The following is a 15630-nucleotide window of genomic DNA, read 5'->3' on the forward strand; positions in this document are numbered from 1 at the left end:
GCTTAAACAACTTCACTTAACGTTGCCAATGCAACAATACTTGCTAAGCCTAGCTGCCCAACTAAACTGATCAATGAGCAACAACGCAGTACAAATAACCCCCATGGGTGTTTAATATGAGGGTATAAAGCGCAGCGCTTCAAACTAATTGCAAAAAAGAAGCAGACAATTGCCAACATGGTTAAGCAAAGCGTCAGTTCACTTTTAATTGCAATCGAATCATCAAAAAAGAAAAACAACTGTAGCGGCAACAATAAAGTCACGATGGCATGTAAGGCGTGGACTTTTTTGATCCGCGAAAATTGTCCATCCGGCGATAATTCTTTAATACCAAAATCACGCTCTAAGCATTTCACTAACTGACTGGCTTTAACACTCACTGCTAAACGATAACAACTTAAGCCATCACAGTTACGAACACGAAAGTCATAGCCAGACTTCAATAATAGCACCATCAAAGGTTCATTTTTTGCTAGTACCGCATAATGTAAAGCACTGTTACCAAGGGCATCACGTTGTTTTTTATCTTGTTTATCTAATAAGGTTTGTACTAAATTAACAAACCCTTTTTCAACTGCCCACATAAAGGCCGTTTTACCATTTTCATCCGCCAACGTGCCTGTTGCACCTTGCTCTATAAAACGCATCGCCATCGTTTGTTTAGCTGTGTCAAAACGCAAATGCGCCAACAGTGCTTGTTCTAATAGCACCACTGAGTCAACATCTGGTGATACTTGGGTTAATAAGGTGAAATAATCCTTTCCGCCAGCAACTTTTTTCGCCGCTAATTCACTTAACGCATTAACGTCATCGATTGAGTCAGGTATAAAGGTGCTAAAACGTTCACGAAAATCAACTTCTTTCCACAGTGCCAAGGCATCTTCAGCACTCATTTTACTGCCCGCATTGAGCGCATACTCGATGATTGTAAAATAGCGTTTTGAGAATAACTGAGATAATAACGTAACGGGTGTTTCTATCGTTGTTTGTGACGCTACAGCTGCATATTTTTCAAGGCGTTGGCAAAGTAATAGCACTAAACTCTCTGGGCTATACTCGTTATCAAAATAGTAATCTTTAGCTGCCGAAATATACTGTTGAGCGGCTTCATCATATTCACAGATATGTTGGAAAAAACACTCTTCAAATGGCTCAAGGGGAGTTAACCAGGTTAAATAATAGATAGGCGGTAGCACAGTGGTACACACGCCATTGTCTTCTTCAGTCGAGCGACAAGCCGGCCATGCTTCTAAAGCGTCTAAAATAAATGCACCGTTTTGCTCAATAAGTCCTTTGACTAATAACGGGTATTCTTTAGGCCAAATAAGTACATTTTCCATTAAAAAAACACAACTCCAGTGTCTATCTTGCTCGGTACAAAGGTCAGTAAAAGAGTTTAACAACTACAAACTGACACTGCGCTTAATATAATTTTAAGTACCCCAGTAAATTAGTGATACCAGTGGGTATGTAAGCGCTTATTCTAGCATACCCAAAACCACACGCTATAGCCAAACCGTGTGATTTTAAAAGAAAATAACAAAGCACCATGCAGTTAACACTGCATGGTGCTTTAGGTTGGAGACTTACTTGGAAATGATTACTTACTGTTAAGCTCAGCTGTCACTTGGTCAAGGCCAACTTCTGAAATTCGTTGAATAACTTCTTTTTGCTTTGCACTGAGTAACGAAATACCTTCAGCGACAATATCATATACTTTCCAGCTACCATCTTTACCTTGGCGAAGCTTAAAGTGTAAGTCAATCGTTGGCGCATTATCTGCAATAATTTGCGTCTTAACCGTGGCAAACTCGCTCTCTGCAGCATCGTTACTTTCTTCGAATTTTATTTCTTGCCCGGTATATTTCATTAATGCACTAGCATAGGTAGTGGTTAAGTAATGCTCCACTGCACTTATAAATGCAGTCGCTTGTTGGCGATCGATACCTTTAATATGCTTACCTAATAATTTATAGGAAACAAATTTAACATCTATATTAGGCATTAAATACTGATCAACAATGTGTGCCATGTCACTTTTGCTCGCTGTGCCTTGGCTGTTTATTTTGCCAATTTCACTAAACAGCTGATCGCCTACCTGAGTTAATAACTGATTAGGTGACTGTTGTGTTTGCGCAAACAAGGAAGCACTAAAAACTAGCGCGATTAATAATAAATAACGACCAAGTGAAATCATTGTTGATAAGTCCTAAGTAAATCTTGTAGCGTAATTTACGCTGTTCATAAGAGATTAAAAAGCCTCAAAATAGCACCTTATTAGTGCCAGTACAGCATCAATTGATTTAATCTTTTTATTTCATATTGTTAGCTAAGCTCATGCAATAACACACAGAGTCTGTGAATTTATGCCACTTGAATTAGCCTCCCCCACGCCCTTATTTTGTAAATAACGTTTTCATCTAAAGAGCTTCACCATGTTATTTAAAACATTAACTGTATTGATTTTATTATCTATTTCCATGTTCAGCAGACTATCTTATGGCGCGCCCTATACACTTTCCCCTCATGGCTATGCCATTGATTACATTCAGGGGGAAGGTGATGTTAAAGGTTTAAAACTGGCATACCAATACCATGCTCCGGCACTACAATCATTAATTGAAAATACCCATATTTACTTAGAATCAAGTATTAATATTTGGGAATACGGCGCAGATAATAGCCATCAGACAAATGTTGTCCTTGCAATATCCCCGGTATTTCAACATCTGATCAGCTCAGTGCGCGGTATTCCTTTGTATTTCGAAGCCGGCATAGGGGTTTCATTAGTCAATGACACTCACTTCGCCGGCAAAAATGTGAGTACCCACTACCAGTTTGAAGACCGACTAGGCTTTGTTGCTGATTTTGGAAAAACCAAAGCTGCGGTGCGTTATTTACACTATTCAAATGCAGGGTTTAAAAGACCAAACCCAGGTCTTGATTTTATTTCGCTGTCGTTTTCTAGACGTTTTTAACCCTAGAAATCTTTGCTACACTAAGTACTTATAAATGACTCGTTAGAGATCACCATGCAAATTTGGCATATACTCATCATCATCTTAGTGTTGGCAATCATTATCGGTAATATTTTGCTGATCAAACACTCAGCAAAAATGGATTTTAAAAAACCAACCGATGAAGATGAACTCAAATCAGAGCAACAAAAAAAGCCCTAACTAAGTTTTGTTAGGGCTTTACATCGTAGGAGATGTTCTTTACTGCAGCTCCTCACGCAGCTCTTTGGTTGCTTTAACCATATTATCAAGAGCTTGTCGCGTTTCTTGCCAACCACGGGTTTTCAAACCACAGTCCGGGTTTACCCATAAACGCGCAACCGGTATTTTTCGTGCGGCTTTATGGATCAACGTTTTCATCCATGCAATATCCGGTACATTCGGAGTGTGAATATCATATACACCTGGACCAATATCATTTGGATAATCAAAATTCTCAAATGCTTCAAGTAGTTCCATGTTAGAACGTGAGGTTTCAATGGTGATCACATCGGCATCCATATCTGCAATCGCGGCAATAATACCGTTAAATTCGGCGTAACACATGTGAGTATGAATTTGTGTTTCATCTTTCACACCGCTTGCTGAGACCCTAAATGCATACGCTGCCCATTCTAAATATGCTTGCCATTGGCTACATTTAAGCGGCATACCTTCACGAAATGCAGGTTCATCAATTTGAATAATATCAATACCGGCATTTTGTAAATCGACCACTTCATCACGTAACGCAAGTGCAATTTGATTAGCGATGGTGGGTTTGTCTAAATCATCACGAATGAATGACCAAAACAGAATAGTTACAGGACCTGTTAGCATGCCTTTCATTTTCTTACTCGTCAGCGACTGTGCGTATTTTGTCCACTGAACCGTCATCGCTTTTTCACGTGATATATCCCCCCAAATTACAGGTGGTTTCACGCATCGCGAGCCGTAGCTTTGCACCCAACCAAACTGGGTAAAAGCAAAGCCTTCTAATAGTTCAGCAAAGTATTCAACCATGTCATTACGCTCCGCTTCGCCGTGCACTAACACATCTAAATCAAGCGCCTCTTGCTCTTCAACAGCGTAGCGAATTTCTGCTTTAATTTGCCTTTGATAATCATCCGCAGATAATTCACCGGCTTTATAATCACGGCGTGCTTGACGAATTACTTGAGTTTGTGGAAATGATCCTATCGTGGTGGTCGGCAGTAGCGGTAAATTAAGTGCTGCATGTTGTTTTTCAATACGTTGAGCAAATGCATGATTACGCTTACCGTCTTTTGCGGTGAGTGCAGTTACACGCTGTTGTACAGCTGTATTATTTACACGAGTAGAGGTTAAGCGTGCTTTAATAGGTGCTGAATAAGCAACGAGCTCACTGATATCATTGCTTTCAAGCGCGGCTTTTAATAATGACAGCTCTTGGCCTTTTTGTTTTGCAAATGCAAGCCATGAACAAAGTTCATCATCGAGCTTTTCTTCTTGCTCTAAATCAACCGGTGTATGCAGTAAAGAACAAGATGGGGCAAGCCATAGATTATCACCGCGCTTTAGCGCAATGTCTTTTATGCTATTAAATACAGCCTCTAAATCAGTACGCCAAATATTACGGCCATTTACTACGCCTAATGATAAAACTTGATCTGTACTTAATAATATATCTAGTTTTGCAACATCAACATTTGTTGCAACACAATCAAAATGTACGCCATCAACAGGGTAACCTGCAATATCATCAAAGTAGGCAGTGACTGAGTCAAAATAACTAGCAAGTAACAACTTCACGCCTTGACCTGCAAGTGCACGAAAGCTTGTTTTTAATGCCTCTTGATAATCTTCAGTCAGCTCTAAACCTAATATAGGCTCATCAACCTGTACCCATTCAATCCCTTGCTGCGCTAATTTAGCGAACACGTGTTGATAAACAGCTAATAGTTTTTCAAGTAAGCTAAGTTTATCAAACTCCTCACCTGCACATTTTGCTAAGTAAAGATAAGTGACTGGGCCGACCAATACTACTTTTGCATTGTGCCCCAATGCTTGTGCTTGAGTAACTTGCTCGAATAACTCAGTGCAAGTTAGTTGAAACTGCTGATCATGAGTTAGCTCTGGAACTATGTAATGATAATTAGTATTAAACCACTTTGTCATTTCGCTTGCTGCACATGAACAACCGCTTGGTGCACGACCACGCCCAATACGAAATAATGTATCAAGATCAATGCTACCATCCGCTTTTTGATGACGCTTGGGCACTGCGCCAATCAATAAAGAGGTAGATAACACATGGTCATACCAAGCAAAGTCACCTACCGGTAATAAATCAATCCCAGCATCTGCTTGAAGAGCCCAATTTTCTGCCCGGATCGTCTTACCTTGATCAAGCAACTGCTCTTGGCTGATTTTACCAGCCCAGTATGATTCTACTGCAAATTTTAGTTCACGCTTTCTACCTATGCGAGGAAAACCTAAGTTATGTAATTGTGCCATGTTGAAATTCCCTTCCAGCTGTTTAGATAGCTAAAACCATAAACCTATACCTGACATCAAACAATTGATGCTTCCTCAGTTTCAACTTGAGGTAAATTCATGGAAATGATTTTTTGCAAACTCAAAAAACACAATGACATCGCTGTCAAATATGGTGCTATAGTAGATTTGTAAATTTCACGTAAAAAAACAGGATTTATAGCCATCTAGACGTTGAAGCATCTTAATTTAAGGCGTATTATGGCTGTAATCTGAGTTAAACTCACCTTTACCATGAGAATTATTAAAGATGATTGATGTAAAACACTTAAAGACCATCGCAACCTTGAAAGAAACCGGTTCTTTGGTAAATACTGCGCGCGAATTATTTTTGACTCAATCCGCTTTATCTCATCAAATCAAAGATTTAGAAAACAAGCTTGATTGCCAACTATTTGAACGTAAAACTCAACCGGTGCGCTTTACCCCACAAGGTATGCTATTACTTGAACTTGCCAGCGAAGTACTCCCGCGTGTTGAAGCAACCAAATGCCGTTTAAAAGAAAGTCTTAATCAACCAATTTCACAATTACGACTCAGTGTTGAATGCCATGCTTGTTTTCATTGGTTATTACCAACAATTAAAGAATTCAATAACTTTTGGCCTGATATCAAAGTTGATTATGAGCGCGGCTTTAGTTATGACGCTATTCCTGAGCTGCTCAGTGATGAATTAGATTTAGTACTCACTTCAGACATTCGTGAACCAGATAAACTTGAATACGCACATTTATTTGATTTTAAGCTTAAATTAATTGTTGCCCCAGATCATGAACTAGCGAAAAAAGCCTATGTAACGGCGCTTGATTTGAAAAACGAGACGATTATTTCATACCCTATTCCACGAGAGCGTCAGGATATCTTCAAACATTTTATTCAAAATGCACGTTTTGATGGCACCTTGAAAACCGTAGATCAGGGCTTGCTCATTTTTCAGCTTGTCAGTGCCGGAATGGGGGTTGCAGCATTACCGGATTGGTTAGTAACACCATATGAAAGCCAAGGACTCATTAAGTCGATTCCATTAGGCGCGCTGGGATTAACCCGTCCAATGTATTTAGCCATGAAAAAGAATATGAAAGATAACCCAGTGTATCGCCACTTTTTAAATACCTGTAAGTTAAATAACGGTCGATAAAATAGGTTTAACCCAGTAGCATACAGAAAACCCCTTTATGTGTGCTACTGTGATGTTTGAACTGAAAAAAATCCTCGGTGCAATGCTAATGCCATTGCCTCTGTTTGCTCTACTGTGCTTTGTTTGCTTATTAATCGCACTGCGTACCAAGAAAGTCAGCATATTTATTGGTTTAATCGCAATCACCAGTTTATTGCTGATCAGTACCCCTTTTATTGGTCAAAAAATAATTGCTCCAAATTCACAGTTAAAGTATGTTTTTGATACAAATAAACAGCCGATACTCGATAAAATAGTGGTACTTGGTTGTGATATAAATCCTAACCCAAAACTTAACGCCAATAGCCAACTTGGTAATTGTGCTAAAAGCCGCCTAATCGAAGGTATGCGCTTAGCATATGTGTACCCACAAGCTCAACTTATTGTTTCAGGTGGCGGTTACAATAAAGTGACCAACAGTAGTTTGATGCAACAAACCGCGATAAGTTTAGGTATTGATGCGCAGCGTATTAAACAAAATCCTACGGCTATGGATACCGCCGATGAAGCACGGCTTTTAGCACCTGCTCTAGTTGATTTTAAAGTTGCACTGGTAACTTCGGCAAGTCACATGGCACGAGCAAAAGATCTATTTAATAGCCAAGGCGTTGATGTTATTCCAGCCGCCACTGACTTTCATGACTTTAGCGAATGGCCTACCCATAAACAGTATATTCCAAGTGCTGATGTGCTATTAGCGGTGACCCGTGATTGGCATGAAAGAATAGGCATGTTTTTGATAAGTGTGCGCCGCTGGATTGATCCAGAAGCGCTTTAAGGTCTAACTCACTTAAAGTGAATTAGCTGGCAACTCAAACTGGGTTGTCTATATCAATGAAGGTTACATCAAAACCATGTTGCTCAGCCAATAACTCACCGAGCGCTTTTATGCCATAGCGTTCGGTGGCGTGATGGCCTGCGGCAAAAAAATCGATCTTTTGCTCACGCGAACTGTGAATGGTCTGCTCTGAAGCCTCGCCTGTTAAATAGGCATCAATCCCCTGGCTAGCAGCCAAATCAATATAACCTTGACCACCTCCAGTACACCAAGCGATGGTCTCAATTAGCTCATCACGTACTAGACTCACTAAAGGTTCACGAGCAAGCACTGTTAATATTTTTTGTGCAAATTGCTCACCACTCATTGGGATTTTTAAACGCCCTTTGACTGCGACACTATTTGCTACAGGCTCCAAACCATCGAGTATTTCTAAATCAAGTAGCTGTGCTAATTGCGCGTTATTACCGATTGATGGATGCACATCAAGAGGTAAATGATAGGCAAATAAATTGATATCATGATTAAGTAACGCAGCTATGCGACGCTTTTTCATACCGGTAATAGGTTGCGCTTCACCTTTCCAGAAATAACCATGATGAACTAATATTGTGTCTGCGCCATGCGCAATTGCAGCATCGATTAATGCTTGACTGGCAGTGACACCTGTAACAATTTTTTTTATCTGTTCACGTCCTTCGACTTGTAGCCCATTTGGGCAAAAGTCTTGAATAGAATCAGGTCTTAAAATGGTATTTAGTAATTGGTTAAATTCTCTGCGCTGCATTTTTTTATTCCAGATTAGCGTTAAATTTTGTGCAAATTTTGGCGTTTATAGGGCTAAAATGGAAGGAAAATCGCAAAAAATTGAAAAGTAAGTCAAAAATAGGTATAAATAAATATTCTCAATCTGTGTTTACAACGTATAGGGCCTCTGATGAGCAAACTAGACAAAACAGAAGTATTAAATGCCTTTGAAGCAGCATACCAAGCAGCCAATGGTAAGAAACCTGAAATCACCAGCAAACCTGGTTGGTACAGCATCGACGGCGGCAAAAACTTGCGCCTTGCAGAAGTTGCTGAATTAACAGAGCAGCTAACTTCAGGCGATACGTCTGCACAACCTGCAGCACCTGCTAAGAAAACTAAAACTAAATCAGCAGTGCCAGCTAAAGCAGCTGTTAAAAAAGCACCATTTACTATAACAACAGCTAATGAAGAAGGTTACACTGCCGAAGAGTTTTGGATTGTGTACCTAGCTAAAAAAGATCACGATTGCCGCTTACCTCGCGGTGTTGTGTAATAACTTTAGACTCGTAGCATAAAAAAACCGCTTTTAAGCGGTTTTTTTATGGCCAACAACGTTGAGTTTTGTATTCAACCACCCTGATATATACCCACAGATAACAATAAACACGGTACCAACAAGAACTGGCATAATCAAAAAGTCCCAACTTTGACCACTGACCATAATCAAAATAGGGTTGGCCCCTGCTGCAGGATGTATGGTGTTAGTCAACATCATTACGGTCACAGCTAATCCAGTCGCAATAGCAATACTGATCGGATCCACGCCTATAAAACTAATAAAAGCCAAACCTATCACGGCAGTGATGAAATGCCCTACAATAACATTTTTTGCTTTTGCTAAAGGGCTGTTTGGTACACCAAACACCAGTACCGCAGTTGCGCCAAATGGTGCCATAAGCCATACACCATAATTCCCTAAACTTTCTAAATATGCTAATACCGAAAGTGTCAGTGCAGAAAAGATACCCGCGATAACGGCTTTGTAAAATACATCATTCATTAATATTACTTCCTTCAGAGGTAGACCGACTTGTCTACACTTAGATGATAGACAAGTCGGTCTACTTATGTCAAGCTTACTTTTTGACTAGGAGCAACCATGGATAAACGTACCCAGATAATTAATACCGCACTCAGTGCGTTCTATCAAAGAGGGATCCATGCGGTAGGCATTAATGAAATACTTAAAGAAGCAGGTGTTGCAAAAAAAACGCTTTATAATCATTTCGTCAGTAAAGATGAGTTGATCTGTGCGTGTTTAGAGCTCAGAGATCAGCGCTTTAATCAGTGGTTGTATGAACAATTAGAAAACTGCAATACCCCCTTCGAAGTGGCTAATGCACTTTTTAGCGCACTCTCCGCTTGGATAGATAATAAAGTCTCTGAGCTTGGACCTTTTAATGGCTGTTTTTTTATTAATACCGCAGCGGAGTTTCCACACAGCGAGCACCCTATCGCGATGCTTTGCAAAGCACACAAAGAATCAGTTTTACAATTATTGTTCGATAAACTCTCACACACAGAACAACTTAAAGGTCAGTTAGAAAAAACCATACAGTTAGCACAATTATTAATGACCTTAAAAGAAGGTATGATCTGTCAAGCTAGAGTGACGCACTCCAGTAATACACTAATGCAAGACCCAGTATTATTACGCCAACTTATAGCAAGTAGCATATAAAAAAAGCGGCTGTTCAGCCGCTTTTGATTGGTTATAACACTAATAATTACTTATCTTCAAAGTACAATTTGTCGCGTGCTTTTTTGCCAACTTCATTCATAGTCGCGGCATCAAATAACCGACCGTTGATCATCGTATAATCAACTTTATCTGTATCACGAATATTAGTCAGTGGATTACCATCAATCACCATTAAGTCAGCAAGTTTACCGACTTCCAATGAGCCGATATTCTGATCAAGGCCGATGTACTTGGCCGGATCAAGCGTCGCCGCACGAATAGCTTCCAGTGGACTCATACCACCTTGAGCAAACATCCAAATCTCCCAGTGCGCTGCAAGGCCTTCGCGCTGACCATGTGCACCTAGATTCACTAAAACACCTAAATCTTGTAGCTCTTTTGCTACCCGTGCATTGTTAAAGTGATTATAGTGGTGATCGGGTGCTTTAACACGGCGCATTGAACGTGGTAATAATTGGTTTTTTGGCACAAATTTACTTAAGCGCGGGTGATTCCACACATCAGTCTTATCATACCAATAGTTTTCTCCCCAGATGCCGCCATATGCCACACCAAGTGTTGGCGTGTAGCCTACATCACTTTGTGACCAAAGCTGCTTGATATCATCATAAATATTCGCCACGGGAATTGAGTGCTCAATGCCCGTATGACCATCAACCACCATCGTTAAATTATGCTGTAATAATGAACCACCTTCTGGCACCACCATCATTTCAAGCTCTCGGCCAGCTTCAATTACTTGTTGGCGTTGTTCACGTCGTGGTTGGTTGTATGATTTAACACTAAACGCGCCAACTTTCTTTAATCGCTCTAAGTGAAATTTAGCATCATCTAACGAATCAATGTGTGATGTATAACCTGGCATATTGGCACCATATAAAATAGTACCGGTTGAGAAAATACGTGGGCCTACAATAGTCCCCGCTTTTTGCATTTCGCTGGCTGTAAAAATCTCTGTTGTATCGTTTGATGGATCGTGAATTGTCGTGACGCCTAACGATAGGCCCGCTAAGTTTTTCCAATTTTGCTCAGGAATGATCTCATCGCTGCCTTGTGAACCATGCGCATGCGCATCAACAATTCCTGGCATAATTGTTTTGCCAGATACATCAATTACCTGTGCGCCTTTTGGAATGTTAATATCAACAGCTGTACCAACGGCTTTAATATGTTTACCATCGATTAATAGTATACCATTTTCAATGACTTGCTCGCCTTTCATGGTAATAATACGTGCGCCCGTTAAAGCTATCATGCCTTTTGGTTCAGCCATTTTGCTACTAAAGCCAATGTTATCGCCACTTTTTACTTTAAAGTCAGCATCATCCGCTTTATTGATATCAAATAAACCTGCCAAACTTGCATGATAAAGCTCTGGGCCTAGCGTCCAATACAGTTTATCGCTGCTGGCGCTCCAGCTGATATTCTCACCGGCACGAACAGATAACTGCTCAATCGGAAATTGGCTGTCTTTAGGACCAATATTAATGGTTTTACCACTTTGCACTAATGGCGTAACAAACACTTTAAAACGTTCAGCAAAAGCGAGGTACTTGCCATCAGGCGATACTCTAAACTCAGTAGCATGCTCTGACTCATAAAGCTTAGTGATTTTTTTCGAATCAAGTTCAACCACACTTAGCGTTGGCTTAGGCCATGGGCTCATCACAAAAACTCGATCATTAGCTGATGCAAACTGCGGCTGATAACCACTTTTAGAAATTAACTCAGCTTTCCCGCCTTTGCTACTCACTGCATAAATACCCGGATGCAGTGACCAATCAGGGTTTAAAATGCTGCCTCCTGAGGCTTTACGGTACACTACCGTTTTGCCATCAGGACTAAATGTTGGCTCAACATATTTACCTGGCTCTGTGGTAATATCATCACCGCGACCACTACGCGCAGAGACAACTCGAACAGCCCCCTGTTCGTTATCATCCCAGGTTACATAGACTATTTTTTTACCATCACGGGAAAACTGCGGGAACAACTCAAAGTGGTCATTTTGTTCAGTTAAACGCTTTATTTTTCCTGACTCTAAATCGCGTTTATAAATATGTCCTAGCGCTTCAAAAATTGCTGTTTCACCATCCGGCGAAATCTGTACATTACGCAACATTTTTACAGCAAATTCATCGCTATCAATATTTTGTGTAAAACGCACTGCTTGTTGAATTTTCTTACTGGTTTTAACTTCAAATGGTACGGTTTCTACATCGCCATCTTGCACATCAAGTTTATGAATAGTACCGCCAGCCCAAAATATCAGTTGGTTATTATCTGGTGTCCATGCAATAGTTGGATACACGCCATGAATAGCCCAAGTCTCTTGCATATCACGTTCAAGCTTGTCATATAGCTTAGTATGCTTACCGCTGGTTAAGTCATATAGGTAGAGGCTAGTTTGAAAATCATCTCGTTTAATATACGCAAGCTTCTTACCGTCTGGCGACGGGGTTGGTCTAATCGCGCCGCCCATACCATCAATAATCGTTTCTATCTCACCCGTTTCGCGATCGTAACGCTTGATTTTATAAATGCCAGCAACCGAATCTTTTGAATAATGAAAGGTTTTACCCGGCGTTGCATCATGTGAAAAATAAACATATCGGCCATCAGGTGAAAACATCGGCTCACCTAAATCTTTTTGATCATTCTCACGTTTAGTGAGTTGTACACCTTTGCCACCCGCTTTATGATAAAGCCATACTTCACCTGCGCCTAATGAACGGCTCGCTGTAAAATGCTTACGAGCAACAATATAGTCGCCGTCGGGACTCCATGCGGGGCTGTTCAATAAGCGAAACGTTTCATCGGTTACCGCGGTTTGATTCTCACCGTTTAAATCCATCAACCAGATATTATCACCGCCACCTTGATCTGAGGTAAACGCAATATGTTTACCATCAGGACTAAAACGCGGTTGCATTTGCCATGCGATATCAGAGGTCAGTTGAGTGGCAATGCCACCAGCCATCGGCATAGTGTAAATATCGCCCAGCAAATCAAACGCAATGGTTTTGCCATCAGGACTGACATCGATATTCATCCAAGTGCCTTGAGAGACACTAATATTAGCATCAACAAATTGACCTTGTGGCGCATCCACTTGCCATTTTTTGTCATCATTATCTTGTGCCTGAGCCTGACCATATAGCGCCAGTGACACAGCTACAGCCATTGCTGTATGAAGCATTTGTTTCATCGCCTTCTCGCTTATTTTTATTGCGGTTTTCATCTTATAAACATGATTGCAACAAAAACGGCAGCAAGTTACCAGCGATATCTGATAAAGCGTCGTTATTTGGCGGTTAATGCCATTTTATTGGATCAAACTGATAATAGCCGACCAATAAACTGTATATTTCAGGATCATAATGGCGCAGCTCACTGGGCTTTTCGAGAAAAGTTTCGGTGATCACGGCAAAAAATTCGGCTTCATTAGTTGCACCATAACTATGAATAACATGCGGCATATTATACGCAACATGAGTTTTTAACTGATTATAAGCGCGGCTAAAAACACGCCCCCACTGTTTATAATCTGCCTCTTTAGCTAATATAGGCGTGCCTGTGGTTTTACCTGTTTCTTGATCAAGTTGGTGAGCAAATTCATGAAACACTAAATTATGTCCGTCACTGGGTAAGCGATTCCCTTCAAGCACATCGTGCCAGCTTAGAACTAAAGTCCCTCCAGGCCATGACTCGCCTTGACGAACAGTATTATGATAGCTTACTAATCCGGCACTATCACGAGATGTCTGCGGCGCGTAATAGGCACTTGGGTACAGCAAAATTTCTTTCACATTTTGATAAAGTGGCCATGGTTTATTAAGCACCAACACACATGCATCCGCAGCAATTATTAACTTCATACTCTCGTTTAGAATTAAACCATCACAACCAATAAAGCGTTTTTCATTTAGAAACCAGACAATATGACGCTCTAATTTTTCCCGATCAGCATCCGTCATTTTTTGATAGATAGGCATATACCGTAACAATAATGTTTTTTGCTTTTCATCTAAACGATAATCTTGATACTTTTTTTGCCACAAGCGGTTTTGAATAACCGGCCAACGCCAATAAACAACTACAAACGCAATCAGCGCAAATATTAATAATCCATTTACCATTACGAGGTCCTATCAACAGGTGTAGCTTATTAATATGTCCTGTGAGGATAAAATTCAATCATCTAGCCTAGCAACAGCTAAAAAACCGCCCATAACTATGTTAAAGGCGGTCAACTATATTATTACGTAAAATCAATTATATTAACGATATAAACGGTCCCATGCACAAGTACGGTAACCATTACGCTCAAAGTAGAAACGATTACAATTATCATCGTAGTTGCTATTGCCGACATCAATACGATGACCACTAATATATTGATTATGTAATGACACCTGCTGGCCGTTATACAACAAAGTAAAATGCACGTGAGGACCTGATGATTGTCCCCCTTCACATAGTGCTTGGTTATAATTGTTCGCATAACGACCGAGCCATGCACCTGGCTGCACAAAATCACCGCTACTATACTGCAGATTAGACATATGATAATAGTTGGTTGAATATCCACTCGAATGCGTTACGCGGATATTACATGACGAAAAACGTGTGATAGTACCGCCATGCGCCGCTTGAACATATGGTGTATTTGTGCCCCAACCACCAGAGCCATTATTAAAATCAAGCGATGAATATGGATAACCAGAGCCAGTATTAGAGTGAGCCCCACCGCTGTACCAATAATAACCTGATGACCATGGTAAGTTCATTGAAAAACTAGCCGCAGCAAACTGCTGATTGCTACTTTGTAGTGCACTTTTAGAGGATCTTTGTAACTGAGCGCGACTATCAGGGAATAGACGCTCAAACGTCGCTAAAAAGCCGGTCAGATCGCTCTTAGCGTAATTAACATTATCTTTGCTTAATACTTGTTTTTTAAGAACACTGACCAATGCTACTGTCGCTGCAGTACTGCTGTTGGTATTGACTCTATTGGTGATTTCCTCGCCCGCATACTTTGATGTTTCCGGGGTGGCTTGGCTATCTTGCCACTGTTTATATGCATAAAAACGTTGACTTAACATCATTACCACATCTTCTAGCTGGGCATCAAAACCGTGTTCGTCAGATAAACCTGCAAAAGCATTATTAATATCTGCGTCAGGATCAGAAAGTAAGCCACTTTGCAGCTCAATCAACGCTAAGATAACTTTAGGGTTGATACTTGTATAACCTGCCCAGTGCAAAACACGCTCTTTTTTATCTTCCAGTACAGGCGCATGCAGAGCAAAGAAATTATCCCAATCTTCACGCAACAAGTCATTATTGAACACAAACTGAGTATCGTCCACAGCCACCAAGGAGGTTAACTTAAGTGACTCAATGGACTGTGCAGTAAAGTTAAAATCATTATGCTTATGGCCTTGTGCAAACAACGCTGGCGACACACCTAAAACACCTGCTAAAGCTACATATATCATCTTACTTTTCATCTTTTGTTCCTTCTGTTCACATCAAAAAGGTCCCAAAGTGGGAATAAAAGGTATAGCATCAAATTCAACCAAATGTTAATAAAATGTTTTAATATATGTATTTGTATATATTATATACT

Annotated in this window: 14 protein-coding genes; 6 read left to right on the forward strand and 8 right to left on the reverse strand. The window is 40.3% G+C overall.

Going from position 1 to position 15630, the window contains the following annotated elements; translation table 11 throughout:
* Positions 1-2: 2 nt before the first annotated feature.
* A complete protein-coding gene (locus H5200_RS08000) occupies positions 3-1340 on the reverse strand; it encodes an ankyrin repeat domain-containing protein (RefSeq protein WP_182718421.1) in 1338 nt (445 codons plus the stop codon).
* Between the two features lie 260 nt (positions 1341-1600).
* Positions 1601-2197, reverse strand: a complete 597-nt coding sequence (locus H5200_RS08005; protein WP_149982826.1) for a phospholipid-binding protein MlaC — start codon at positions 2195-2197, stop codon at positions 1601-1603.
* Positions 2198-2435: 238 nt separating this feature from the next.
* Between H5200_RS08005 and H5200_RS08010 the strand changes: the two genes are divergently transcribed.
* Positions 2436-2978: an acyloxyacyl hydrolase gene (locus H5200_RS08010; protein ID WP_182718423.1), complete on the forward strand. Its 543-nt coding sequence runs from the start codon at positions 2436-2438 to the stop codon at positions 2976-2978.
* Between the two features lie 54 nt (positions 2979-3032).
* A complete protein-coding gene (locus H5200_RS08015; protein ID WP_145241011.1) occupies positions 3033-3179 on the forward strand; it encodes a DUF2897 family protein in 147 nt (48 codons plus the stop codon).
* Positions 3180-3218: 39 nt separating this feature from the next.
* Here H5200_RS08015 and metE read toward each other — a convergent pair whose 3' ends face one another.
* Positions 3219-5492: a 5-methyltetrahydropteroyltriglutamate--homocysteine S-methyltransferase gene (metE, locus tag H5200_RS08020; RefSeq protein ID WP_182718424.1), complete on the reverse strand. Its 2274-nt coding sequence runs from the start codon at positions 5490-5492 to the stop codon at positions 3219-3221.
* 289 nt (positions 5493-5781) lie between these two features.
* On the opposite strand from metE, the gene H5200_RS08025 reads away from it, so the two are divergent.
* Both H5200_RS08025 and H5200_RS08030 read left to right on the forward strand, forming a co-directional pair.
* Complete coding sequence (locus H5200_RS08025; protein ID WP_182718425.1) at positions 5782-6669, forward strand: LysR family transcriptional regulator; 888 nt, start codon at positions 5782-5784, stop codon at positions 6667-6669.
* A 52-nt stretch (positions 6670-6721) separates the two neighbouring features.
* Positions 6722-7486: an ElyC/SanA/YdcF family protein gene (locus tag H5200_RS08030; protein ID WP_182718426.1), complete on the forward strand. Its 765-nt coding sequence runs from the start codon at positions 6722-6724 to the stop codon at positions 7484-7486.
* A 34-nt stretch (positions 7487-7520) separates the two neighbouring features.
* Here the strand turns inward: H5200_RS08030 and H5200_RS08035 are convergent, their stop codons facing one another.
* Positions 7521-8273 carry a Nif3-like dinuclear metal center hexameric protein gene (locus H5200_RS08035; protein WP_182718427.1) on the reverse strand — a complete coding sequence of 251 codons (753 nt, stop codon included), beginning with the start codon at positions 8271-8273 and terminating at the stop codon, positions 7521-7523.
* Between the two features lie 150 nt (positions 8274-8423).
* Here H5200_RS08035 and H5200_RS08040 point away from each other — a divergent pair, with 150 nt between their 5' ends.
* Entirely contained in the window at positions 8424-8789 is a 366-nt protein-coding gene (locus H5200_RS08040) for a hypothetical protein (protein WP_182739946.1), read from the forward strand.
* Between the two features lie 33 nt (positions 8790-8822).
* Here the strand turns inward: H5200_RS08040 and H5200_RS08045 are convergent, their stop codons facing one another.
* The gene (locus tag H5200_RS08045; protein WP_182718429.1) at positions 8823-9296 is read right to left on the reverse strand and encodes an HPP family protein; all 474 of its coding nucleotides are present in this window, start codon (positions 9294-9296) and stop codon (positions 8823-8825) included.
* Between the two features lie 99 nt (positions 9297-9395).
* Here H5200_RS08045 and H5200_RS08050 point away from each other — a divergent pair, with 99 nt between their 5' ends.
* Positions 9396-9977 (forward strand): TetR/AcrR family transcriptional regulator, encoded by a 582-nt coding sequence (locus H5200_RS08050; protein WP_182761282.1) that lies wholly within the window; start codon positions 9396-9398, stop codon positions 9975-9977.
* A 46-nt stretch (positions 9978-10023) separates the two neighbouring features.
* Here H5200_RS08050 and H5200_RS08055 read toward each other — a convergent pair whose 3' ends face one another.
* The 3 genes from H5200_RS08055 to H5200_RS08065 form a co-directional block, all read right to left on the reverse strand.
* Positions 10024-13206 carry an amidohydrolase family protein gene (locus H5200_RS08055; RefSeq protein ID WP_182761283.1) on the reverse strand — a complete coding sequence of 1061 codons (3183 nt, stop codon included), beginning with the start codon at positions 13204-13206 and terminating at the stop codon, positions 10024-10026.
* 106 nt (positions 13207-13312) lie between these two features.
* Positions 13313-14137 (reverse strand): M90 family metallopeptidase, encoded by an 825-nt coding sequence (locus H5200_RS08060; RefSeq protein WP_149982835.1) that lies wholly within the window; start codon positions 14135-14137, stop codon positions 13313-13315.
* A 141-nt stretch (positions 14138-14278) separates the two neighbouring features.
* Complete coding sequence (locus tag H5200_RS08065; protein WP_182718433.1) at positions 14279-15511, reverse strand: M23 family metallopeptidase; 1233 nt, start codon at positions 15509-15511, stop codon at positions 14279-14281.
* Between the last annotated feature and the right edge of the window lie 119 nt (positions 15512-15630).

It is taken from the genome of Pseudoalteromonas sp. SG43-7 (genome assembly GCF_014164295.1).
Lineage (GTDB): Bacteria > Pseudomonadota > Gammaproteobacteria > Enterobacterales > Alteromonadaceae > Pseudoalteromonas > Pseudoalteromonas rhizosphaerae.